The sequence below is a fragment of the Streptomyces sp. NPDC048288 genome, assembly GCF_043201555.1.
Lineage (GTDB): Bacteria > Actinomycetota > Actinomycetes > Streptomycetales > Streptomycetaceae > Streptomyces.
On sequence record NZ_JBICZD010000002.1, the window covers coordinates 913841 to 937548 of the forward strand.

Here is a 23708-nt window from a genome sequence, read left to right on the forward strand (position 1 = left end):
ATGGACTTCACGCCCACCGAGGCCCAGGCCGAGGCCCGCGACCTGGCCGCCAGGATCTTCGCCGACCTCGCCACCCATGAGCGGCTGCGGGCCGCCGGCACCGGCAGCGACCCGCAGCTGTGGAAGGCCCTCACCGCGGCTGGGCTGGTAGCCGCGGTGGAGGAACTGGGCCTCCTCGGACTGGTGCTGCTGCTGGAGGAACAGGGGCGCACCACCGCCCAGGTGCCGTACGCGGCGAGCTGTGTGTACGGACAGCTGGCGGTCGCCGCGCACGGCACGGTCGAGCAGCGGGAGCGGCTGCTGCCGGGCATCGCGGACGGCTCGGTGGTGGTGACCGGCGCGTTCCCGGCCCAGGCGGGGTTACGACCCTGCGCGCACGGTGGCCTGAGCGGCACCGTCCCCGTCGTCCCGTGGCTGCGCGACGCCACCCATGTCCTGGTCGCCGACGCCGGCCGGCTGCTGTGGCTGGTGCCTCTCGGCGAGGGCACCGGCGCCACCGGCGTCGAGGAGATCGAGCTGACCGCCCCCTGGTCGGCGGGCCGGCTCACGCTCCACGAGGCCCCCGCCGAGCCGCTCGGCGCCGTGGACGCCTACACCGACGTCCTGGCCACCGCCCGCACCGCCTTCGCCGGACTCCAGGCCGGGGTCTGCGCGGGCTCCCTGGCCCGCGCCGTCGCGCACACCACCACCCGCGAGCAGTTCGGCCGGCCGCTCGCCACCCGACAGGCCGTGCAACTCCGGGCCGCCGACGCGCACATGGACACCGAGGCGATACGGGTGACGGCGTACGAGGCGGCCTGGCGGCGGGACGCGGGGCTGCCGTACGCCACCCACGCGCTGACCGCCGCCTGGTGGGCGTCCGAGGCGGGACAGCGGGTCGTGCATTCGGGCCAGCATCTGCACGGCGGCGCGGGTGCCGACGTCGACCATCCGGTGCACCGGCACTTCCTGTGGGGGCGCCAGCTGGACGCGTATCTGGGCAGCGGGGGCGAAGTGCTCCAGGAACTGGGGGAGTTGATCGCACGTGGGGACTGAGGGGACTGAGACGACACGGCCGGGTGTGGGCAGCGAGCTGCCGTCCCTGGAGATCCCGATCACGCGGACGCTGATCGTGGCGGGGGCGATCGCGTCCCGGGACTACCAGGACGTGCACCACGACGCCGAACTGGCCCGGCGGAAGGGCTCGCCGGACATCTTCATGAACATCCTGACCACGAACGGCCTGGTCGGCCGCTACATCACCGACCACTTCGGCCCGACAGCGGTGCTCCGCAAGGTCGCCATCCGGCTGGGGGCGCCCAACTATCCCGGGGACACGATGGTGTTGACCGGCCGGATCGAGGAACTGGACGAGAGGCCGGGGCCGGGGACGGGGGCGGGGGCGGGGACCATGACGGTGACGGTCCGGGTGGTCGGCGCCAACGCCATCGGCAAGCATGTGACCGGCACGGTGACCCTCACCCTCCCCGGAACCGATACCGGGAGCGGGAGCGAGACCGAGACCGGGACCACGGTCACCGTCTCCGTCACCGACGAGGAGGCCTCATGAGCGTGCGGGGCCGGGACTCGCTCGGCGGGCGGGCGGCGATCGTGGGGATCGGGGCGACCGAGTTCTCCAAGGACTCGGGGCGCAGTGAGCTGCGGCTGGCGGCGGAGGCGGTGCGGGCCGCGCTGGACGACGCGGGACTGACCCCGGCGGACGTCGACGGGATGGTGACGTTCACGATGGACACCAGCCCGGAGATCACCGTCGCCCAGGCCTGCGGGATCGGCGAGCTGTCCTTCTTCTCCCGGGTCCACTACGGCGGCGGCGCGGCCTGTGCCACGGTCCAGCAGGCGGCGCTCGCGATCGCGGCGGGCGTCGCCGAGGTGGTGGTCTGCTACCGGGCGTTCAACGAGCGTTCGGGCCGCCGCTTCGGCTCGGGCGTGCAGCACCGGGAGCCGTCGGCGGAGGGGGCCGCGCTCGGCTGGGCGCTGCCGTTCGGGCTGCTGACCCCGGCGTCCTGGGTGGCGATGGCGGCGCAGCGCTATCTGCACACGTACGGGCTGACCCCGGAGGTGTTCGGGCATGTGGCGGTCGTCGACCGGAAGTACGCGGCGACCAACCCGGCCGCCTACTTCCACGGCCGTCCCCTCACCCTCGCCGAGCACGCGGCCTCCCGCTGGATCGTCGAGCCGCTCCGGCTCCTCGACTGCTGCCAGGAGACGGACGGCGGCCAGGCCCTCGTCGTCACCTCGGTGGAGCGGGCACGCGACCTGCAGCGTCCGCCGGCCGTGGTCGCGGCCGCCGCGCAGGGCGCCGGCCGGGCGCAGGAACAGATGACCAGCTTCTACCGGGACGACCTCACCGGGCTGCCGGAGATGGGCGTGGTCGCCGGACAGCTGTGGCGGACCTCCGGGCTGGCCCCGGCCGACATCGACGTGGGGATCATCTACGACCACTTCACCCCGTTCGTGCTGATGCAGCTGGAGGAGTTCGGGTTCTGCGGCCGGGGGGAGGCGGCGGACTTCGTGGCCGAGGAGCGGCTGCCCCTGAACACCCACGGGGGACAGCTCGGGGAGGCGTACCTCCATGGGATGAACGGGATCGCGGAAGGGGTGCGCCAGCTGCGCGGCACGGCCGCGAACCCGATACCCGGGGCGGACCGGGTCCTGGTGACGGCCGGCACGGGCGTACCGACGTCGGGACTGGTCCTGACCTCGGACGGCTGAGCCCTGAGCTCGCAGCAGCACCGAGCCCTGAGCCCGCAGCCCCGAGCCCGCAGCACCGAGCCCTGAGCCCGCACCCCCGAGCCCGCACCCCCGAGCCCGCAGCCCCGAGTCCTGAGACCCCGGCCCCGAGCCCGGTGGCCTCGGACGACCGGGTCCGTGGCCGTCGTCGTACCCCTCCCGCAGGGGTAAACCCGCAGGAGTACCGCGCTCGTACTCCACCTTCAGGAGGTGTAGCCAACCCCACCCCTACAACCTGAGGCGGACTCGGCTTCGGGACCTGCGGCCGATCCGCCGGAACATCGCTCGCTCATAGCGTGGAGCCATGACCACACCCGTCTGCACCAGCGCTTCGGACGCCGCTGTCTCGGCGAGGCAGACCCGTCCGCACTCCCGCCCCTACCCCTCCTTCGCCTCGTACGTCATGGCCCGCCAGCCGGTCCTGCTGCGCACCGCCCGGTCGCTGACCGCGAACCCGAGCGACGCCGAGGACCTCCTACAGACCGCGCTCGCCAAGACGTATGTGGCCTGGGAGCGGATCGAGGACCACCGGGCGCTCGACGGCTATGTGCGCCGGGCCCTGCTCAACACGCGGACCTCGCAGTGGCGCAAGCGCCGGGTGGACGAGTTCGTCTGCGACGAACTGCCCGAGCCGGAGCCGGCGGGCGGCGCGGACGACCCGGCCGAGCGGCAGGCGCTGCACGACGCGATGTGGCGGGCGATCATGAAACTGCCCGCGCGGCAGCGGGCGATGGTCGTGCTGCGCTACTACGAGGACCTGAGCGAGGTGCAGACGGCCGAGGTGCTCGGGGTGTCGGTGGGGACGGTGAAGTCCGCGGTGTCGCGTGCGCTCGGAAAACTGCGCGAGGACCCCGAGCTGGGCCTCGCCCGATAGCGTGCCCGACAGCGTCCGGAAGCCTTCAAGAGCCTTGGGAAGCCCTCGGAAAGGCCCTCGGAAGCCCTCGGAAACCTTCGGACAGGCTTTGTTGGCTTTCTCCTAGTGACATACCGACTGGTATGTGCGCAGAATCAGCGGAGCCCTGATACCGCCGAGTAGGCAATGACGCCCCCGGGAGGACGCCGTGCAGAGCACGATGCAGGACGTACCGCTGCTGATCTCCAGGATCCTGACCCACGGGTCGAGGATTCATGGCGAGTCACAGGTGACCACCTGGACGGGCGAGGCGGAACCGCACCGCCGCAGCTTCGCCGAGGTCGGCGCCCGCGCCGCCCAGCTGGCCCACGCCCTGCGCGACGACCTGGGGGTCCGGGGCGACGACCGGGTGGCCACGCTCATGTGGAACAACGCGGAGCACACCGAGGCGTACTTCGCGATCCCCTCCATGGGCGCGGTCCTGCACACGCTCAATCTGCGGCTGCCCGCCGAACAGCTGGTCTGGATCGTCAACCACGCCGCCGACCGCGTCATCGTCGTCAACGGCTCGCTGATCCCGATGATCGCGCCGCTGCTGTCCAAGCTGCCGACCGTCGAGCACCTCGTCGTCTCCGGCCCGGGCGACCGCTCGCCGCTCGCCGGCGCCACCGCGCGGGTGCACGAGTACGAGGACCTGATCGCCGGGAAGCCGACCGCGTACGACTGGCCGGAGCTGGACGAACGCCAGGCCGCCGCCATGTGCTACACCTCCGGCACCACGGGCGACCCCAAGGGCGTGGTGTACAGCCACCGTTCGATCTACCTGCACTCGATGCAGGTCAACATGGCCCAGTCGATGGGCCTGACCGACCAGGACACGTCCCTGGTCGTCGTGCCGCAGTTCCATGTCAACGCCTGGGGTCTGCCGCACGCCACCTTCATGACCGGCGTCAACCTCCTCATGCCGGACCGTTTCCTCCAGCCGGCCCCGCTCGCCGAGATGATCGAGAGCGAGCGCCCGACGCACGCGGCGGCCGTCCCCACCATCTGGCAGGGCCTGCTCGGCGAACTCACCGCCCGGCCCCGGGACGTCTCCTCCCTCACCCAGGTCACCATCGGCGGCGCGGCCTGTCCGCCCTCCCTCATGGCCGCCTTCGACAAGCTCGGCATGCGGGTCTGCCACGCCTGGGGCATGACGGAGACCTCCCCGCTGGGCACGATCGCCCGGCCGCCGGCCCATGTGGTGGGCACGGAACAGGAGTTCGCGTACCGCCTCACCCAGGGCCGTTTCCCGGCCTCCGTCGAGGCCCGGCTCAGCGGCCCGGGCGGGGAGCGCCTCCCCTGGGACGGCGAGGCGGCGGGCGAGCTGGAGGTGCGCGGCCCCTGGATCGCCGGCGCGTACTACAACGGCCCCGACGGGGAGCCGCTGCGCCCCGACGACAAGTTCAGCGAGGACGGCTGGCTGAAGACCGGTGACGTCGGGACCATCTCCCCCGACGGCTTCCTCACCCTCACCGACCGCGCGAAGGACGTCATCAAGTCCGGCGGCGAGTGGATCTCCTCGGTCGAACTGGAGAACGCGCTGATGTCCCACCCGGACATCGCCGAGGCGGCGGTCGTCGCCGTCCCCGACGACAAGTGGGGCGAGCGCCCGCTGGCGACGGTCGTCCTGCGGGAGGGCTCCACGGCGACCTTCGAGACCCTGCGGACCTTCCTCGCCGAGGAGGGCAAGATCGCGAAGTGGCAGCTGCCGGAGCGCTGGACGCTGATCGAGGCGGTGCCGAAGACGAGCGTGGGCAAGTTCGACAAGAAGGTCCTGCGCAGGCGGTACGCCGAGGGCGAGCTGGACGTCACCAGCCTGTAAGCGCCCCGAAGCGCCGTCGGGGAACTGCGCGATCAGCCACCGGCAACGTGAAGCCGGCTGACGGCAGTTCCCCGACGGCGCTTCGTCAGTTCGTCCCGATCCGCGCCAGCAGGTCCACGATCCGGCTCTGCACCTCACCGCTCGTCGACCGCTCCGCCAGGAACAGCACGGTCTCCCCGGACGCCAGCCGGGGCAGGTCCGCCTGGTCCACCGCCGCCGTGTAGACGACGAGCGGCGTCCGGTTGAGCTGCCCGTTCGCCCGCAGCCAGTCGATGATCCCGGCCTGGCGGCGATGCACCTGCATCAGGTCCATCACCACCAGGTTCGGCCGCAACTGCCCCGCCAGCGTCACCGCGTCCGCGTCGCTCGCCGCCCGCGCGACCTGCATCCCGCGCCGCTCCAGCGTCGACGTCAGGGCCAGCGCGATCTCCGCGTGCTCCTCGATGAGCAGCACCCGCGGCGGGTGCTGCTCGCTGTCCCGGGGCGCGAGCGCCTTCAGCAGTACGGCGGGATCGGCGCCGTACGCCGCCTCCCGCGTCGCCTGTCCCAGTCCGGCGGTGACCATCACCGGCACCTCGGCGGCCACCGCCGCCTGCCGCAGCGACTGCAGCGCGGTGCGCGTGATCGGCCCGGTCAGCGGGTCCACGAACAGCGCCGCCGGGAACGCGGCGATCTGCGCGTCGACCTCCTCACGGGAGTGCACGATCACCGGCCGGTAGCCGCGGTCGCTCAGCGCCTGCTGGGTGGTGACATCGGGCGCCGGCCAGACCAGCAGCCGGCGCGGGTTGTCCAGCGGCTCCGGGGGCAGCTCGTCGTCCATCGGCTGCGGGCGCGGCGGATCCGCGACCTCGATCGCACCGCCCGGACCGTCCAGCGGCTCGGGCCCCTCGGCGGCGTTCACGTCCGGCGCCCCTATGGCGTACGACCGTCCGGCGCCGTCGGTGGCGCCGACGAGCCGGGACTGCCCGGCCAGCGACGGCTGCGGCAGCGGCTGGGCCGCGGCCGGCTTGGCGGCGACCGGCTGCTCGGCGGGCGGGTGCGGCCGGGCTGTCTGCTCGGGCTGCGCCTGCGGGCCCGGGTCCGGGGGTGTGCCCAGCTTGCGGCGCCGTCCGTTGCCGCCCGGCTGGTGCGGGGGCGGGGTGGCCGTCGGCTGCTGCACCTGCGCGGCCTGCCGCGAGAACGGCACCCCTTGCCCCAGCGTCCGCACGCTGAACGCCCGGCCCTGGGTGGAGTCCGGGTCGACCGGCGCGGGCATCGCCGCCGCCTCGGCGGGCAACGGCTGTGCGGCACGAGGGGGTTGAGGGGTGGGAGTGGCTGTTGGGGCGGGGGCGGCGGCAGGTGTGGCGGCCGCTGCGGGGGGCAGGGCGGGCGTGGCGGGCCTGGCGGGCTGCAGGGCGGGTGCCTCGTCCGAGCCCGGCCACTGCTGCGGTACGGGCGCCGGGGCCACGGGGGCGGCCTCCGCCGGAAGGGGCTGGGCGGGGGCGGGAGCCGTCGACGCCGACTCGGCGGCGACGGCCGGTACAGCGCCCTGTCCCTGTTCCTGTCCCTGTCCCTGCGCCGGTACGGCCGCGCTCGGCAGCGCCTGCGGTGCGGGAACGCCCGTCGGCGCGGCTACCTGCGCCGCAGGGGCGGCCTGAACCGGAATACCCGGCCCCGGAAGCCCCGGCTGAAGCGGAAGCCCCGGGTGTCCGGGCGGAACCGGCAGCCCCGGCTGTCCGGGCGGAACCGGCTGTCCGGGCCCGGCTGCCTGCGCGGGCACCGTCGGCACGGCGGCGGCGGCCGGGTTCCCCTCCGCGGGCTGGCCCACGGCCCGCCTGCGGCGGCCGGTCGGCGCGGTGGTGGGGTGCGGCTGCGGCGGGGTGTGGTCCTCGGCCTGGTCGTGGGCCACGGCGTCGTGCCGGCCCTCGTCGCCCGCCGTCTCGCCGTGGTCGGGGGTGCGGTCGGCCTCGGCGGGCGGCAGCGCGAAGACCGGGCGGGGCCCCGCCTGCTGCTGCTCGGCCCGCTCGGCGGCCGCGGCCAGCGCACGGCGCCGGCGTCCGCCCGGCTGGCCGTCCTCGGCCGCCGGTTCGGAGGGGGCCGCGGGCAGCGCCGGCGGCAGCGCCTGCCGCTCCTCGGGCTCCCGGCGCGCGCGGCGCCCCGACGCGGGCGCGGGCACGCCCTGCGGCGGAACGGCGGCGCCCAGCCCGGTGGCCGAAGCCGCCGCCCCGGCGCCCTGCTCGGCCGCCGTCACCACGGCACCCTCGGCCACTCCCGCGTCACCGTCGCCCGGACGCCCACGCCGCCGCCCGGTACCACCGGACTCCGACGCGGGCTCAGCGGCCGAAGCCGAAGCCGAAGCCGAAGCCGAGGCGGAAGCCGTAGCCGAGGCCGACTCCGCGCTCTCGATCGCGGCGGGTCCGCCCTCCTGGCCCGCCGCCTCGGCGGCACGCCGGCGCCGCCGTCCGGTCGGCGCGGCCGGAACCTCGCCCTCGCCCTCACCGGACCCGCCGGACCCGCCGGACCCGCCAGGGACGTCGCTCTCCAGGAAGGCGTCCACGGAGGACCGCCGGGCCCGCCGCCGCCCACCGGCACCGGTCTCCTCGACGACGGGGGCCGCCTCCAGCGCCAGACCGGGCGGCGGGGCCACGGCCCCGGCGCCGCCCCCGATCGGCACCTCCAGCACGAAGGCGCTGCCGCTCATCCCCGGCACGTCGTGGGTCTGCAGCACACCGCCGTGCGCGCGCACGATCCCGCGCACGATCGGCTCGTGCACCGGGTCGCCCCCGGGATACGGCCCGCGCACCTCGATACGCACGACCTCACCGCGCTGGGCCGCCGCGACGACCACGGTGTTGTCCATGTAGCCGCCCGCCGAGACGGGCGCGTTGCCGGTCGCGTCGACGCCGGCCACGTCCGCGACGAGATGCGCGAGCGCGACGGCGAGCCGTTGCGGGTCCACCTCGGCCTCGATGGGCGGCGCGTGCACGGCGAACTGCACCCGGCCGGGCCCGATCAGCTCCACCGCGCCGTCCACACCGGCGGCGACGACGGCGTCCAGCATGACCTTGGTGCGGTTGATGTCCTCGGTGCCGGCGTCCAGCGCCTGGTAGCCGAGCACGTTGTCGATGAGCTGGGTGATACGCGAGTAACCGGCCGAAAGGTGGTGGAGCACCTGGTTGGCCTCGGGCCACAGCTGCCCCGCGTCGTCGGCGGCGAGGGCGGCGAGCTCGCGGCGCAGCTCGTCGAGCGGCCCGCGCAACGACTGCGCGAGCAGCGTCAGCAACTGCTCGTGCCGCCCGTGGAGGGCCTCGTACCGGTCCTTCTCGCGCTCGCCGAGGGCCGCGTACCGGTCCTCGCCGGCGGCCACCTCCTCGGCGTGCCGCTCGCGCAGCTCCTCCACCTCGGTGACGTGCTTCTGGCGCAGCGCGGTCAGGTCGGAGGCGTGCTCCTCGGAGAGCTTCTCCAGCTCCTCGGCGTGCGCCTTCTCCAGGGCGTCCTTCTCGTCGACGACGCTGTCGTACGGCCGCCGGTCGGTGAAGGTCATCACGGCGCCGACGAGCTGGTCGCCGTCGCGCACCGGCGCGGTCGTCAGATCGACCGGAACCTTCTTGTCGCCCTTGGCCCACAGCACCTGCCCGCGCACCCGGTGCTTGCGCCCGGAGCGCAGGGTGTCGGCGAGCGGCGACTCCGCGTACGGGAACGGCGAGCCGTCGGCGCGCGAGTGCAGCACGAGGTTGTGCAGCTCCTTGCCGCCGAGCTCACCGGCCCGGTAACCCAGTATCTGGGCGGCCGCCGGATTGACGAGCACGATCCGCCCGTCCGTGTCCGTTCCTACGACACCCTCGCTGGCGGCCCGCAGGATCATCTCGGTCTGCCGCTGCGAGCGGGCCAGCTCGGCCTCGGTGTCCACGGTCCCGGTCAGGTCGCGCACGACGAGCATCAGCAGCTCGTCGCCGCTGTAGCCGTAACCGTCGTAGGCCTGCTGTCCGTTCTCCAGGTTGGCGCTGGTGACCTCGACCGGGAACTCGGTCCCGTCGGTGCGCCGGGCGACCATCCGGGTCGGCTTGGTCCGCCCGCGCGGGTCCATGTGGTCGGGCCGCCGCATCGAGCCGGGGATGAGCCGTGAGTCGAACTCCGGAAGCAGATCGAGCAGCCCGCGCCCCACCAGCGCCGTCCCCGGTGCCTCGAAGGCCTCCAGGGCGATGGTGTTCGCGTTGACCACGGTTCCGTTGGCGTTGACCAGCACCAACGCATCCGGCAGCGCATCCAGTATGGCTGCGAGGCGAGCAGCGCCTCGGGATGGCCTGCTGCTCACGAGACGCTTCCTCCCTGTTACCGCACCTTGCCGACCGCTCGGGCCATCTTGCCAACCGGCTCGCAGCGTGTCACGCGAGGGAGTCTAAGGGCTCGGGTTCCGGTCGCGGCGCCGGATGAGAGGGAGGTCGCACGACGAAGTGACGGCGAACATGTGACCGACACGCTTCGCCTCCGCCGTACCTTCGCGAGACATTTACGGCAGCGGGGCTCCGGCCATGAAACAGCTGTGCCGACGTCATGAGCTCGTGCCCAATGAGCCGGGCCCCCTCCGCCCGCCCCGCGCCCCTGCCTGCCCGGGGTTCATCGGCTTCACGGGCCGAGGTCGGGCAGCAGTGGCACCATCCGGTTCCAGCGGCCGATCTCGCACCCGTTGCTGCGGTCGTACGCCGCGTCGACCGGGCGGCCGGCCCAGGTGCCGGTGACATGGGCGGTTGCCGGGCCGCCGTAGAGCATGGTGCAGGCGCTGCCCGGGGCGACCGGGGCGAAGGTGTCGTGCCCCCACCGCGTGTTCTGGTCCAGCACCCGGCACGCCCCGCCCACATCCGGGTGACGGCCCGCGCCGGGGTGACAGGACACCTCGTACACCCCGTCCCGCCCGGCCCCGGCGTGCCGGACGGTGACGGTGAGGTGGTCGCCCGCCGTCCCGGCGGCCACCGCGGGCGGGGCGGGAACCACGGGGAGGACGGAGAAGGACCCGAGGACGGCGGCCGCGGACAGGGCCTGAGACAAGGCATGAGACATGCCCTGCCCAACGCGTCGCCCGCCCGGACGTTGCGCGACGCCTCCGCAGACCGGAAGGGCTTTGCCCTGCGGCCCGGCTGCCTAGTACCGTGGGAGCCGATTGGTGACAGCACGCTCGACTGTGTCATCATCTGCACGCACCACTCGCGCTCACGCGGGCGGCTGTGCGGGAGGCGTCGCCTAGTCCGGTCTATGGCGCCGCACTGCTAATGCGGTTTGGGCCTTAAAGCCCATCGAGGGTTCAAATCCCTCCGCCTCCGCCACAAGATCAGGGAGCCCAGCCATTCCGGCTTGGCTCCCTGAGCCGTTTCACGGCGCCGACGAGCCCTCGATCATCCAGGCGACACCCGGACGCCTCCCGGCCCACCCAACCGCACCACGCAACCGACGACCACCGACCGGGACTTCAGCACACCGGCCGGCACCCCCACGATTCGACGTTTTCGCAGGTCGCAAGGGGTGCGCCTAACGGATTTCACATGGCGGCGGCAGTCATGTAATGTTCTTCCTGTCGCCGCGAGCGGCCCGGAAGGGCAAGAAGCGAAGACAGAAAAACAAAAAACAAGCACTCGTAGCTTAACGGATAGAGCATCTGACTACGGATCAGAAGGTTGCAGGTTCGAATCCTGCCGAGTGCACAGCAGACCAGAGGCCCTGTGGAGTGATCCACAGGGCCTCTGGCTTATGCCTTGACGGCAGTGTTTGACGGCAACCGCCTCAGAGGGCGCGTGGGCTCTTGCTGGGCGCTTCTTGAAGGAGCAGGCATCGCTGTGCCCGGCCGCAGCGTGTGCGTCAGACGGTCGCGGCCAGCCAGCCGATGGTCTCGGTGGTGTGCTTGCCGTCGCTCTTGGTGGCGCCGGCGTACACCTCGTTGAGGCGGATCAGGAAGCCCGTGTTCGTGACGTCATGGACGCGGATCCCCGGCGTCTCCGGGCCGTTGAAGGTCTGGGTCAGCGGGAGGACGACGACGTTGGAGCCCGCAGGGAACGGAGTCGGAAACGTGACGCGCGTGAAGGTCGAGGTGTTGCCGCCGCTCGTCTCGATCGGGTTGTCGGACCTCAGGTCGATCTTGCCGGTCTGGATGAAGCTCACTGTCGACTTCCTTCATGTGGGGGGTTGGATCGCTCGGCTGGCTCTGGCAGCCGACGGGAGACTCGTCACCAAATGGGTCATGTATGCCGAAGTCCCGCAAATGAGTGATCGTCTTTCGGACAGCGGTAGATCCTGCGCATCCTGGCTGGTCCACGCACCAAAGACGTCTGGCTAGACAGCTACGAGGGCCCCGGCCGCGCCGCCGTCATCGTCCGGATCTGTGCCGTCGCCCCTCAGCGCCTCCCCGACGCGGTCGAAGGCGGAGCGCTGGGAGTCCAGCCGGACGAAGGTGTAGATGTCCATGGTCACGCGGATGGAGCTGTGGCCGAGAACTTCCATGATCATGCGGGCGTCGGCGCCCTGTTCGTGGAGGAGGGAAGCGCAGGTGTGGCGGAGGTCGTGAAAGCGGACCTTGCGGACGCCGGCGCGGACGCAGAGGACCTCGAAGGAGCGGTTCAGGTTGCGCGGCTCGATGGGGGTCCCGTTCTTGGTGGTGAAGACGAGGCCGTGGCCCGTGCCCTTCCAGTTGTCCCCCGCGCCCTTCCGATCGGCGATCTGCTGTGCCCGCTGGGCACGGAGCGCCGTCACGCACTCGGCCGGCAGGGCGACGCGACGGGCCGAGCGCTGAGTCTTCGGTGCGACGATCAGCAGCTCACCACCGACGCGCTGTAGTGCCTGCCGAACGGTGAGCACGCCTTCGTGAAGGTCCACGTCCGACCAGCGCAGTCCCAGCAGCTCACCGCGCCGGAGGCCGATGCGGACCGCCAGTTCGTACGCGGCCCACAGCCGGTTGTCCCGGGCCGCCGCTAGGAGCTGACGCCCCTCCTTGGCGGTGAGCGGTTCGATCTCGCGCTTCGTTCCCATGCTCAGCTCCACGTTCCTGGCCACGTTGCGCGGCAACTCGTCCTCACGTACGGCGTGCTGGAGAGCGGCACGCAGGATCACCAGCAGGAAGCGCACCGTCCGATCAGAGGGGAGCTTCTTGCAGCACTTCCGGAGGGCGCAGCAGCGCCGCTTGTGCTCCGGCCGCTTCTTGTCCTTGCCCTGTGCGCAGCACTGGCAGGTGACCGCCGTCTTCGCGAGGAAGGCGCGGATGTCGCGAGCGGTGAGCCGGACCAGCTTCTTCTTGCCGAACTCCGTGGTGACGTAGTTCCGGACGAGGGATTCGTAGTTGACGTACGTGGTCTTGCGGACCTTGCCCTTGGCGACGTTCGTCAGCCAGTAGGTCAGGTACTCGGCGATCGTCATCTTGCTGGTGGCGACCGGGAGGCCGTTGAGGGAGTCCGCCTTGAGCCTCGTCAGCTTCTCGTGCGCCTCGTCCCAGGTCTTGCCGTAGACGCTGCGCCGCTTGTACGTGCCGTCCGTGGTCAGGACGTACGCACTGCCCTCCCAACGACCGTCCTTGCGCTCGTAGATGGTGCCCTCGTTGTTCGGGTTCTTCTTCGGCTTGGCGGCCATCAGGCGGCTTCCTGTTCGGTCTGGAGGGATATGTAGGCGTGCACGGCAGATTCGCTGATACGGCGGCAGCGGCCGATCTTGAAGGAGGCGAGTTCGCGTGAGCGGATCAGGTCGTGGACCTTCCAGCGGCTGATGCCGAGACGCTCGGCGACCTGATCCACGGTGAGCACGGCCGTCGTCATGCGGGCACCAGCCCTTCCTGCTTCACGCGTTGTGTGTGGGCGATGTCGTGGCGGACCTGGGCGGCGAGGAGCTGTTCACCGGGGCGGTAGCCGCTGCTGAGGTAGGTCCAGGAGGAGGCGGTGACGAGGGCGGTGTTCTCCCCGGTGGTGGGGTGGCCGGCGCGGGTGCGGGCGGCTTCGGCCTGGGCGAGGCGCCAGGCACGGCGGACGTCGCGGAGTGCGCCCAGGGTGGTGGAGTAGGCGCGGGACTTCGTGGAGAAGTGGCCGCGGAAGCCGAGCATGTGGGCCCACTTCCAGAGCTTGAGTGCGGCGAACTCCGGCAGGTGGCCGAGGGCCCAGGCGGTACGGATCATCTGCCGTACGTGCTGCTGGATGGGCAGGGCCTTGATGGGTTCGGCCTGTCCGGTGCCGTCGCAGTCGTCACACCGGTCGTGGAAGCCGTCCGGGCCGCGTACGTAGCCGCGTCCGGCACAGGGGCGGCACACCAGGGTGCGGTCTACGGTGCCCGTGCCTTCGGCGTTCTTGGTGGCGTACTTGGCGACGTATCCGGCGACCTTGGCATCGGTGTACTCGGCAACCCTGGCGTCGGTGAGTACACCGTCGCCCAGGGCGGTGATGGGGTCGACCCTGTACCGGTCGCCCCAGGCGATGACGCGTTCGCCGACGGAGTCGGAGGCGATGGTGAGCCGGGCACGCTCCCGCGCCATGGCCACGGCGGCGTTGAGGGCGTCGAAGGTGGCCCAGGGCGGGGGCGGCGTGGTGTGGCCGTCGGGGCCGTCGAAGCGGATCACGGCGTGGAAGTGGACCAGGCCGCGCTTCTGGTACTCGGCGACCTTGGCGAAGGAGACACGGAGGGCGGCTTTCAGCGCCTTCTGCGTCATGCCGAGGTGCGCGGCCAGGGCGCGGCGCAGATAGGTGGTGAAGCGTGCCCACAGCTCTCCGGCGTGGGCGTTCCAGAGCACGGCGCCGGCGTAGTCGTAGGTAGCCGGGTTGAGTGGGGTGCCCAAGGCCGGGTCGTCCTCGGTGTGGTGGGTGCCGCAGCCGCAGGGGCGGGGCTTGCCCGCGTGGTCGGTCTTGCGGTTGTGGACGGGGCCGAAGGAGGGGGCGGTGAGGGTGACGAAGGCGCGGGGGTGGTCGCGGACGGTTTCGGCGACGTTCTTGCCGCCCGAGAGTCCGGCCTTGATGAGGTGGTAGGTGTCGGCGGCGTAGACACGGGAGCAGGCGGGGCAGCGGGAGGAGCGGCGGTTGCCGCAGGTGGTCAGCAGGCGTCCGGAAGGTTCGTCTTCGGAGCGGTAGGAGCGGACCACTTCCTTGGTGGTCTGGTCGGTGGTGACCGTCCAGCCGTGGAGGTTGACGGGGCTGGTGCAGCCGCGTAGGTCGTGGATCTGTTCGGTGACGCGGTCGAAGTCGTGGGTGTTGGCCAGTTCGATCAGGTCCCGCAGGCTGGGGCTGATCACGTGACGCAGGTCGAGGGGGCGGCGCATGGGTGGCGGGGTCTCCGTTCTGGCGCGAGGGTGGGCCTGCGGGCAGTAGCGATTCAGTGCGCTCGGGCTGCTGCCCGCAGGCATGGCAGGTCGGACCCAGGGACGGGCGAGGGGGGGGAGTGCCGGAAGGCCGGCGGGGAGAGCGTGGCGCTACAGGGCCGCGTGGAGCGCGCTGGCCATGGGCAGGCCGATGCCGAGCCGCTGCTTGAGCTGGGCCGGGGTAATCGTTTCTCCGTGCTCGGCCTGGTGGGACGCGGCGATGGAGCGTGCCTCGGTCAGCAGAGGCTCCGGCACCTTGGCGGTGGGCTGGGCAGGGGCCGGGGCGACCGGGGCCGGGATGACGGGCGGGGCCGGGGCGGCGAGCGGAGCCACAACCGGGGCTGGATCGGAAACCGTCTCGGGTGCGGTGTCGGTCGCGTCCGGTACAGGAGCCGGGTCGGTAGTGCGGGTGACGGTGTGGAAGGCGCGCAGGAGCTGCGGGCCGACGGTGCCCCAGCCGAGGAGCAGCAGGGGGGCCACGGCGTCGACGGCGGCGCGGCCGTAGTGTCCGGCGGCGATCGGTTCGGCGACGTTGAGGGCCAGGGTCAGCAGCCCGGAGAAGTGCATGAGCCGGGTGGCCGCCGTCATCTGTTCGGCGTGCAGACCGCGCAGTGAGAGGTAGCGCAGGGCGACCAGGAGGCCGACCACGGACAGGTCCACCATCGGGGCGATGAGCGGGGCGATCGGGGCGGGGACGCCCAGACGCAGGGCGAGGGACCAGACGTTGCCGAAGGAGAAGACGAACGCCAGCGCGGCGATGACGATCATTACGGCGGTGATGGTGCGCTGAGTGATCCGGTCCTCTGTCAAAGAGTTCACCTCCCTTCGGAGCTGTGTGGTGGGCGGGTGGGTCGGAGGTCAGGCCGCGTCGGCGTCGGGCTCGGCCAGGTCGTCAGACTTGGTCAGGTCGATGTTCTTGTCCCAGATGCGCGGGCCGAACAAGGCTTCAAGGAGCCCGTACGGGTCGGCGGTCAGGTGGGCGGTGCTGTTGGCGACATCGGCGGCGTACTCGTCCGGCACGTACGGGGTGCGGATGCGGATGAAGCCGGGCTGTGACGGGTGGTTCATGGAGGCGACGCCGACGTAGGCTGGGTCCTGGAGGTTGATCGGGTTGGCGTCGGGCCATTCCCGGATCTCCTCGCCGAGTGCGGCGACAGCGGCTTCGGCGGTCTTCTGCGCGAAGCTCATCCCCACGGGGCACACGTCGCGGATGAAGGTGGGGATCGCGTCTCCCGTGGACTTCTGGGTGGCCAGGATGACGAGCATCCCGACCGAGCGCCCCTTCTTCACCAGGTCTTCGACGAGCCGGGCGTTCTCGGCGGCGAGGGCGGCCAGCTTCTTGGTCTTCGGGTCGCTGCCCTTGTGGTCGCGGAAGTAGGTGTGCGCTTCGTCGATGATCAGCACGACCAACGGCCAGTCCTCGGAGGGGCCAACGTCCCAGATGGACTTCACGCTGAAGATCTCGCGCAGCCACGTCGAGCGGACGCGCCTCAGCTCCACCAGGCGGCGGAACAGCTTGTTGGCCTCTTCCAGGTCGTCACCGACGAAGGCGAACATGCGCTGGACCCAGTCGGCGTAGTCGCCCTCGTACGCGGCGGAGACCTTGCCGTCCGCGCAGGCGAACTGCACCGCGGGCGAGGGAGCCCAGTCCGACAGAAGCCGATTGATCAGACTGGTCTTGCCGAAGCCGGGAAGGCCGGCCACGGTCACGCCGGGCACCTGAGTGAGATTCACCGACACCGGCTGGGCGTACTCGTCCAGGCCCAGGTCCCACCGGGCCGTCTCCTCCGGCACGTCACCCGTGGGGCGGTGCTCGGTCGGGAACTTCAGCGGATCGAGCCGTACGCCCCGGATCACCACCGATCCCGGCTTGTCCTGCGTGACCGCGACGCGTGTGCACCTCCAGGCGTCCGCTAGGTGCGCAGCCGCCTTCTGGAACTGTTCCAGGCCGACGCCCGGCAGACAGGCCGCCCGCGCGATCACCCCGTAGGCGTCATGGGTGACCTTGAGGGCGGGGACCAGGACGCGGGGCTTGATGGGCTTGCCGTTCGTGTTCGACAGCGCGGCCATCGCGGTCGGAGTCTTGTCCGTGGCCGACAGCTTGAGCATCGGCGCGAGCCGCTTCCAGCCTCGCCGGACGCGTGCGGCCTGCCAGATCGACTGCCGGGTCATGACGTCGGCACGCAGGTAGCGGACCACCCACCACGCCGTCCACGCGACCAGGGCGACCAGTCCCAGGCCGACGATCAGGGCGCCGAAGCCGTAGGCCCCTTCCAACGTGTCGTTCAGCTCTTTCATGTGCCGTTCTCCTGTGGGTCGTAGCGGGGGATGGTGAAGGCCGATTCGAGCTCCGCCCAGCGCACGAGCGACTTGCCGTACCGGGGATCCGGCCCGGCGTGAGGCAGCAGGTAGCCACGCTCAACGCCAGACCGGAAGGCGGTGCCGCTCACGCCGCTTCAGCGGCCGGAGCAGGCGTGAGCAGGTCGAGCCGGTCCACGCGGTAGGCGATGCCGTCCGACAGCGAGCCGTTGAAGATCCGGGCCCACGGGGTGGCGAACAGCTCCACCGGCATCACCGGCAGGCCCGGCTTGAGGCCGTTGGGAAGACCGGTCTCCGGAACGGTGATCTTCAGCGCCTCGGCGCGGTCCTCCTCCATGAAGAAGAGGGTGATCGTGTAGAGCTTCGCGCCGGTCTCGCGGTCGGTCGCGAACTGGGTCTTCTCAGCGTCCGCGTACTTCGGCACCGGCAGGGTGCCGACCATGAACGACGCGGTCGGGAGCAGGCCAACACGGATACGAGCCATGGGTGTTACGTCCTTTCAGCAGGTGCTCCGCCAGGTGGTGAAGCGTGATCCATAGAACCTCGCCCAGCTAGCTATGTCAAGTGAGCAAGCCTTGCTAGGTGGGCGAGGATATAGGGGGGCGTTTGTCAGAGGGGTGTGCTAGGGCAGCTAGCTCTCGCTACCCTGGGAGGCATGACGCCTGCTAGCCCTGCTAAGCCCGACCGTCGGCCGCCCTATCAGCACGCAGCCGATGAGCTTCGGCGTGAGATCAAGGCAGGCCGCTACAAGCCAGGCGAGCAGCTGCCCTCCTATCGCGAGCTGCAAGAGCGGTTCGGGGTCGCCAACATGACCGCCCGCTCTGCCCTCGGAGTGCTCCGAGACGAAGGGTTGATCTACACCATCCAGGGCCGGGGCAGTTTCGTCACGGACATCGAAGGCGTCGGCGCCGACTACACCCCGCCGGCCTGGTATCTGAAGAACTCGGCAGAGCCTGCCGCCGATGGAGCCGGCCTCTCCGATGTGGGTGAGTCCGGCAGCCCGGAAGCCGCCGAACCCTCCCTTGCTGAGATGCTCACGGCACTGCGTGACGAGATTCGAGCGCTCAGCGCCGACCATCAGGAATTGCGCCGGGAAGTCGAGGAGCTGAAGAGGACTCAGCAGCCGCCGTCGTGGCCTCCGGCCCAGTCCTGAGACGCGCGACCTCTTCCCGCATCTCCCTTACCTCACGACCGAGCCTGGCCACCGTGGTCCTCATCTCACGAACCAGCGCGACCATCTCCGCCGACTCCCGGTTGCGAACTTCGATCAACTCCATTTCCGTGCCGGATATCTGCTCGGTCATGTCTCCCCGTTCGCTGACGTGCTCTTGCCGTGTGCTGTCTTCGTCCAGCCGTCGAGGGCTCGCCCGTCCGGGTTGGCGAGTGGTCATCGCGGCTGTTGAGCCAGGTCTACCGGCCAGGCCGTGAGCGGCGAGGTGGTGTGCGGTCGCACTCCCGCGAGGCGGGACGAATCCGCCTCTCGCTTTTCGCCGTGTTCCTCTGGGCGAGAAATCGCGATCGCGTACGGGCATGCCACTCGTTCTTCCAGTCGTCGGCCAGGACCACCAATAGTCCGGAGAATCGCCGGTTTGGCTAACCGGCACTCCCGTGCTACTTTTCGCCGCTCGGTCCGTCGGCAGCCGTCTATAGGGGTGTCGAAATCCATTCCGGTGTGACACCCGTGCCTGTGATCCACGCCACCTCTCCATCTGCGGTCTGACTTCCTTGCTCGCTTGCTACAGGTGTCGGCGAACCGGTCGGTGTGACAGCCGGCCGACGAAAGTCAGCGCATCACCCACCCCCGACCACGAAGCCGACCACCAGTGGGCGACCATGGTCACGGAAAAGTAACGGTGTGGTCTGTTGGGGCCCGACCAACCGCGCAATGGCATCCTGCAATCCCCGGCCTGTGGATAAAGTTCGACAGTCTCCAGAACAAATGGGCATGAATACGGCTGCATCTGGACCAAGCGGCGTTCAAGTCGATCAGCAGTTGGGAAATCGTGGTCCGACATGGCCGTGCGACTGGCCAAGGGGCTCGGTGCAGCGGAGCTGTCCAGAGTTTCTTTACTGGATCAAGGCGGCCCGCCTGCGGCGGGCCGCGGGGGGGGGGGGGCCCGGGGCCCCCCCCCCCCCCGGGGGCCCCCCCCCCCCCCCCGCCCCCCCCCCCCCCCCGCCCCCCCCCCCCCCCGGGGCGCCCCGCCCCCGCGGCCCCGCCCCCCCCCCCCCCCCCGCCGCTCCTTGTCTCCGCCGCCGCTCCGGCGGCCCCCACCCGCTCAGCGCGCAGCCCCGACCAAGGCGGACGACCAAGCCAGGAAGAACCCCGACCAGTTCGAGCACCAGGACCAGGCCGACGCCCACCAAGTACGACCACGCCATCCAACTGCCCATCGAGTTGAAGCCGCATGGCCTGCAGCGTCGCGGCCGAGCCCCGAGGCTGGGCTGTGCGACAACGCCAAGGTCGAGGCGAGGCGCGGCCGTGACGATGGAGGAAGCGTGGTTGAGGCCGGCGGGGGTTGCTGGAAACACACGTGACGGGTGATTGTTCGGCGCACACGCCGCTGTGGCTGACTTTCGGTGGCTCAGGTCATAACCCTTTCCAACTCGACAACTCAGACCCGGAGTTGTAGCCGCACCCACGTTCGAGCACGCCAACCGCCCCGGTACCATCGGCACCGGGGTCCTGATCAGGGCTCCACGACCGGACCACCCGGAATGCTGTCCAGGCTGAGGGGTGGTCCGGTCTTTGCGTTGTCGGCCTTGGCCGTGTGAGCGGCGCCGATGAACCGGCGCTTCGTCATCAGGCCAGGGCCTTGCCCACCTCGTAGATGGTGGGCCGGTCCTCCGGAGCATGGCTGAGCATCGCGTCGATCAGCTCTCCCAGTTCACCGGGTGCTTTCACCGGTCGCCGCCGTCCGTCGGCCACGGCCTGTCTCTGCACTGCGCGGGGAGCGTCGTCCGCGTACTCCATCGCCCGCCAGCCGGTGGCGGAGATGAGCAGGGAGGCGCCGAGCGCGTAGATGTCGGCTTCCTGGGTCGGCTCGGCCGTCCCGGTGGCGAGTACGCTCCGGGCGATCTCTGGTGCCTCGTAGTGGACGAGGCAGCCGCGGAAGGGAAAGTCGTACCCGTCGGGCACGTGTCCGCCCTGCGCAAGGGCGAGGTCGATGAGGTGGGTTCGCTCCGGCCCGATGATGAAGTGAGCGGGCTGTACATCACCGTGTGCCCAGCCCTTGGCGTGGAGTTCGGCCAGCGCCTCGACGCATCCCAGTGCCACGCTGGTGTGCGGTGCGATGGACGAGCCGGGCCGGCGGCAGGGCTCCCAGAGTTGGTACAGGTCCGGTCCTTCGTGCCAGGGCTGGAAGTTCCAGGTGCCTTGCTCCCACTCGCCGTACGCGAAGTCCACGAGGCCGAGGGAGTGCAGCACGGCTCCCTCTCGTGCGGGTGCGAGGGCGGTCCAGGGCTGGGCGGGCCATTCGGCCGTGGCCTCGATGGGAAAGCCGAGCTTCACGGCGTAGTGGCCCCGGTGGCTTTCGACTTCCCAGACCATGGAGCCCCGGCGGTTGAGGACCAGGCGCTGGGCCGTGGGCATGAGCGCGTCGAGTACCACGATCGGCAGTTCAGGGGGTGACCCGGGCAACGTCTGTTCTCCTTCCGGGCGAGCGCGGCCGACCACGCGTGGAGGCCGGCCGCGTCGCTGCTGTCGTGTGTTAGTCCTGATAGTCCTGACCGTACGGACGGCCGCAGTCCGAGTCGCACTGCGCGAGGTTCGTGCCGTCCACGGTCCACAGGTCGTCGAAGACCTTGAATCCGGCCGCCTTCATGGCGCGTGTCGCAGTGATGACCTTCAGCAGGTCGCGGGGCCCGCCGCCCGGCTTCGGGTTGTGATGCAGGAAGCGGCCCGCGTACCGGTCGCACAGCCTCGCGTACTCCTTCGTGTGCAGGATCAGCGCGTGCAGGCCGAGATCCACGTCATCGGACGGGACCATGGGGACGTTGGCCGTGGCCGCAGTGACCAGGAAGGCGACCGCCTGGTCCGCGATCCGCTCAGCCCGCTCGGGCGACTGCCCGTTGTGGACGACCACGAAGCGGGCGAGGCTCTCGAACAACTCCTCACCAGCCACCGCGCGACCGGTTTTCAGATCGTTCGCCGTTGCCGTCATGCGAGTACTCCTTGTGTGTGACGGTGCGTGGGTTGGATGGCCGACCCCGAACGGGGACAGGGGGAACCAGGGAGTTGGCCCCCGTCCGGGGCGGCCGGTCTACTGGCCCATGGCGAGAGCCATGCCGATCACCAGGCCGCACGAGCCGCTGATCACGATGATGAACAGGACTCCCGCGTACAGGCCGATAGCGCGCATCACAGCCCGCCCCGACTGTTGCGGTTCTTGACCGCCAGGCGGGCGGTCAGTTCTTCGCGTGAACTCGGCGCCACCACGTCGTCCGGCATGGCATCCCACTCAGGGCCACCGCCGATCGGCCTTATCTGGACGCGACCGCCGACCTCACCCATGACGACGCCGATCCGGTCTCGGGCGCTGTCCTTCGCCAATTCACCGATGCCTGGTCTGGTCTGCGGGTTGCTCGCCATGGAAGGAGCATCGCGATCCAGGGACCTGTGCCAAAAGGTCAGGCTGATTACCCAACTTGGGTAATATCGCGGCAAGTAGAGAACCAGCGACGTTGCGTAGCCCTCGCAGTGTGGGAGCTTGCCGATGCCCGATGCAGACCGGCCGCAGGAACTGCCGGCCAGGTTGCTCACCGATCCCGAGATGATCGACGCGTGCCGAGTGCGGGACTTCGCGAGAGTCTTCCGGCTGGTGAAGACCAAGGCGGGCATCTACCCATCCATGATCGCCAGACGCTGTGAGTTGACCCCAAGCCGTGTCGGCGAAGTCATCGCCGGGCAACGCCAGTTGCAACACATGGATGTCATCGAGCGCATCGCGGACGGCTTGCGCATCCCAGGACACATGCTGGGGCTCGCCCGTCGGGTGTGGGAGACACCTCAAGCCCTCGTGGTCACCGAGCGAGAGGTAGCCCAGGAGCCCGAGCCCGAGCCGCAGACTCCCGCGGCTCTACCTGGCCCGGACGTGGACAGCATCCTGGCCCTGGCCACGCGAACGAGCCTGAACGCGGCAACACTTGAAGCCTTCCGCTCCTCCATCGAGGACTACTGGCGACGGGACGACCAGCACGGAGGCGAGGCCCTACGGCCGGCCATCGTCGGCCAGCTCCGCCATGTCGTCGGTCTCTTGAAAGAGAACCGACCGCCGTCCATTCAGAACGGCCTGTACGGAATCGCCGCCGAGCTGGCTCGCCTCACCGGCTGGACTTACTTCGACGCCCGCCAGTACAACCAGGCCCGCGCGTACTTCACCGAGGCCCTGCAGCTGGCCAAGGAGATCGACGACCGCCAGTTCATGGCCAACGTCCTTGCCTGCATGAGCTTGCAGGGCACGTACCAGGACAAGCCCGCTGATTCGTTGGCCTTCGTGACGGCCGCCCAGGACCAGGCCCGCTCGGCTGTCGACACCACCCCACGGGTCCTGTCCATGCTGTCGATGCGTGAAGCCTTCGCTCATGCCACTCTCGGCAACCGGGACTCCACGCACCAAGCGATCGGGGAGGCGCACCGCCATTTCGAGCGGATTCGGGTCAGCGATCCGGACCCGTCCTGGGTGTCGTACTTCGACGAGACGAAGCTGATCGTGGACACGGGGATCGCTCATGGTCGCCTGGGCGAAGCTGCGACCGCAGAACCTCTGATCGCAGACGCGTTACGGCGCGAGGCTCGCACCAACCAGCGCGGCCGGGCGTTTCACGCGTTCTGGCTTGCCCGTACGCAGCTGGATCAGGGCAAGCTTGACCAGGCGTGCGATACCGCCACGCAAGCACTGGAACCGGCGTCGGCAGTGGCGTCTGAGCGTGTGTCGGGCCATCTCCGAGAGTTCTACGACCAGTTGGCCCCGCACAGGCAGGAGCCCGTAGCCCTGGCCTTCGAGGCGCGGCTACGGGAACTCCTCCCGCCAGTCAGCGGATCGCTTCGTCCATGAGCAGGTAGAGCAGGCCGACGAGCGAGCCGCTGCTCACGACCTCCCGGCGGTCAATCATGCCCCGCACCTCGGAGAGGGGAATCCATTCGATGCGGTCGGACTCGTTCTTCTCCGTGGGCGGCCCTGCGTAGGTGGCGCCGTCGATCCGGAAGACGTGGTGCTCGGAGTCGGTGATCCCGTTGGCCGGCTCGGCGTAGATCAGGGGCTTGATGGGGCCGGGGCGCCAGCCCGTCTCCTCCAGCACTTCACGTGCTGCCGCCTCCTCTGGGGTCTCACCCTCTTCGACCAGGCCCATGGGCAACTCCCAGGCCCACGAGTCGGTGATGAAGCGATGCCGCCACATCATCAGGACCTCTTGACGATCGTTGACCACGGCGGCCACGGCCAGGTGCCGCAGACGAACAACGTGGTACTCCCACCTGCGCCCGTCCGGCTGTTGGACGTCCACCAAGCACAGGTTCACCCACTTGTTGGTATAGATCTGTCGCTCACCGTGGGTCTTCCACTCCATACCTGCGGCCCCTCTCGATCGATCTCCAGGATCTCAGATCAATACGGTGCGCGAGGCGAGCTTGCGGAAGATTAACGTCAGGGTGA

At 70.4% G+C, this 23708-nt stretch carries 20 protein-coding genes and 2 tRNA genes; 9 read left to right on the forward strand and 13 right to left on the reverse strand.

Going from position 1 to position 23708, the window contains the following annotated elements; all coding sequences use genetic code 11:
- The 5 genes from ACGFZS_RS10550 to ACGFZS_RS10570 all read left to right on the forward strand — a co-directional run bounded on the left by ACGFZS_RS10550 (window position 1) and on the right by ACGFZS_RS10570 (window position 5447).
- The gene (locus ACGFZS_RS10550; protein ID WP_393794763.1) at window positions 1-1035 is read left to right on the forward strand and encodes an acyl-CoA dehydrogenase family protein; all 1035 of its coding nucleotides are present in this window, start codon (window positions 1-3) and stop codon (window positions 1033-1035) included.
- Window positions 1025-1549, forward strand: a complete 525-nt coding sequence (locus ACGFZS_RS10555) for a MaoC family dehydratase (RefSeq protein ID WP_393794764.1) — start codon at window positions 1025-1027, stop codon at window positions 1547-1549. The genes ACGFZS_RS10550 and ACGFZS_RS10555 overlap by 11 nt, the downstream gene beginning before the upstream one ends.
- A complete protein-coding gene (locus tag ACGFZS_RS10560; protein WP_393794765.1) occupies window positions 1546-2712 on the forward strand; it encodes a lipid-transfer protein in 1167 nt (388 codons plus the stop codon). The genes ACGFZS_RS10555 and ACGFZS_RS10560 overlap by 4 nt, the downstream gene beginning before the upstream one ends.
- A gap of 322 nt (window positions 2713-3034) precedes the next feature.
- Window positions 3035-3604 carry a SigE family RNA polymerase sigma factor gene (locus ACGFZS_RS10565; RefSeq protein ID WP_393794766.1) on the forward strand — a complete coding sequence of 190 codons (570 nt, stop codon included), beginning with the start codon at window positions 3035-3037 and terminating at the stop codon, window positions 3602-3604.
- 187 nt (window positions 3605-3791) lie between these two features.
- The gene (locus tag ACGFZS_RS10570) at window positions 3792-5447 is read left to right on the forward strand and encodes a long-chain fatty acid--CoA ligase (RefSeq protein WP_393794767.1); all 1656 of its coding nucleotides are present in this window, start codon (window positions 3792-3794) and stop codon (window positions 5445-5447) included.
- 85 nt (window positions 5448-5532) lie between these two features.
- Here ACGFZS_RS10570 and ACGFZS_RS10575 read toward each other — a convergent pair whose 3' ends face one another.
- Window positions 5533-9741: a PAS domain-containing protein gene (locus ACGFZS_RS10575; RefSeq protein WP_393794768.1), complete on the reverse strand. Its 4209-nt coding sequence runs from the start codon at window positions 9739-9741 to the stop codon at window positions 5533-5535.
- Between the two features lie 311 nt (window positions 9742-10052).
- Window positions 10053-10484, reverse strand: coding sequence for an SSI family serine proteinase inhibitor (locus ACGFZS_RS10580; protein WP_393794769.1), 432 nt, complete (start codon window positions 10482-10484; stop codon window positions 10053-10055).
- Window positions 10485-10653: 169 nt separating this feature from the next.
- On the opposite strand from ACGFZS_RS10580, the gene ACGFZS_RS10585 reads away from it, so the two are divergent.
- Window positions 10654-10747: transfer RNA gene (locus tag ACGFZS_RS10585), tRNA-Ser, on the forward strand.
- Window positions 10748-11049: 302 nt separating this feature from the next.
- Window positions 11050-11122, forward strand: a tRNA-Arg gene (locus ACGFZS_RS10590).
- 154 nt (window positions 11123-11276) lie between these two features.
- On the opposite strand, the gene ACGFZS_RS10595 is transcribed toward ACGFZS_RS10590, so the two are convergent.
- From ACGFZS_RS10595 to ACGFZS_RS10625, 7 genes are all read right to left on the reverse strand, one after another.
- Window positions 11277-11576 carry a hypothetical protein gene (locus ACGFZS_RS10595; RefSeq protein ID WP_123975809.1) on the reverse strand — a complete coding sequence of 100 codons (300 nt, stop codon included), beginning with the start codon at window positions 11574-11576 and terminating at the stop codon, window positions 11277-11279.
- Between the two features lie 171 nt (window positions 11577-11747).
- Complete coding sequence (gene xerC / locus ACGFZS_RS10600) at window positions 11748-13034, reverse strand: tyrosine recombinase XerC (protein ID WP_393794770.1); 1287 nt, start codon at window positions 13032-13034, stop codon at window positions 11748-11750.
- Entirely contained in the window at window positions 13034-13216 is a 183-nt protein-coding gene (locus ACGFZS_RS10605) for a helix-turn-helix domain-containing protein (protein ID WP_053560287.1), read from the reverse strand. The genes xerC and ACGFZS_RS10605 overlap by 1 nt, the downstream gene beginning before the upstream one ends.
- A complete protein-coding gene (locus ACGFZS_RS10610; RefSeq protein ID WP_393794771.1) occupies window positions 13213-14700 on the reverse strand; it encodes a replication initiator in 1488 nt (495 codons plus the stop codon). Before ACGFZS_RS10610 ends, ACGFZS_RS10605 begins: the two co-directional genes overlap by 4 nt.
- A gap of 150 nt (window positions 14701-14850) precedes the next feature.
- Window positions 14851-15549, reverse strand: a complete 699-nt coding sequence (locus ACGFZS_RS10615) for a DUF2637 domain-containing protein (RefSeq protein ID WP_393794881.1) — start codon at window positions 15547-15549, stop codon at window positions 14851-14853.
- 48 nt (window positions 15550-15597) lie between these two features.
- Window positions 15598-17037, reverse strand: a complete 1440-nt coding sequence (locus ACGFZS_RS10620; protein WP_393794772.1) for a cell division protein FtsK — start codon at window positions 17035-17037, stop codon at window positions 15598-15600.
- A 148-nt stretch (window positions 17038-17185) separates the two neighbouring features.
- Window positions 17186-17542, reverse strand: coding sequence for a hypothetical protein (locus ACGFZS_RS10625; protein WP_355713543.1), 357 nt, complete (start codon window positions 17540-17542; stop codon window positions 17186-17188).
- Between the two features lie 171 nt (window positions 17543-17713).
- On the opposite strand from ACGFZS_RS10625, the gene ACGFZS_RS10630 reads away from it, so the two are divergent.
- Window positions 17714-18211, forward strand: coding sequence for a GntR family transcriptional regulator (locus ACGFZS_RS10630; RefSeq protein WP_393794773.1), 498 nt, complete (start codon window positions 17714-17716; stop codon window positions 18209-18211).
- Between the two features lie 1647 nt (window positions 18212-19858).
- Here ACGFZS_RS10630 and ACGFZS_RS10635 read toward each other — a convergent pair.
- From ACGFZS_RS10635 to ACGFZS_RS10645, 3 genes are all read right to left on the reverse strand, one after another.
- Complete coding sequence (locus ACGFZS_RS10635) at window positions 19859-20695, reverse strand: protein kinase (RefSeq protein ID WP_393794774.1); 837 nt, start codon at window positions 20693-20695, stop codon at window positions 19859-19861.
- Between the two features lie 70 nt (window positions 20696-20765).
- Entirely contained in the window at window positions 20766-21218 is a 453-nt protein-coding gene (locus tag ACGFZS_RS10640) for a glycine-rich domain-containing protein (RefSeq protein WP_393794775.1), read from the reverse strand.
- Between the two features lie 197 nt (window positions 21219-21415).
- On the reverse strand, window positions 21416-21646 hold the full coding sequence (locus tag ACGFZS_RS10645) for a hypothetical protein (protein WP_393794776.1): 231 nt from the start codon (window positions 21644-21646) through the stop codon (window positions 21416-21418).
- A gap of 124 nt (window positions 21647-21770) precedes the next feature.
- Between ACGFZS_RS10645 and ACGFZS_RS10650 the strand changes: the two genes are divergently transcribed.
- Window positions 21771-23111, forward strand: a complete 1341-nt coding sequence (locus ACGFZS_RS10650; protein WP_393794777.1) for a hypothetical protein — start codon at window positions 21771-21773, stop codon at window positions 23109-23111.
- Here ACGFZS_RS10650 and ACGFZS_RS10655 read toward each other — a convergent pair.
- On the reverse strand, window positions 23089-23622 hold the full coding sequence (locus tag ACGFZS_RS10655; protein ID WP_393794778.1) for an NUDIX hydrolase: 534 nt from the start codon (window positions 23620-23622) through the stop codon (window positions 23089-23091). The two genes, ACGFZS_RS10650 and ACGFZS_RS10655, sit on opposite strands and share 23 nt — an antisense overlap.
- Window positions 23623-23708 lie beyond the last annotated feature (86 nt).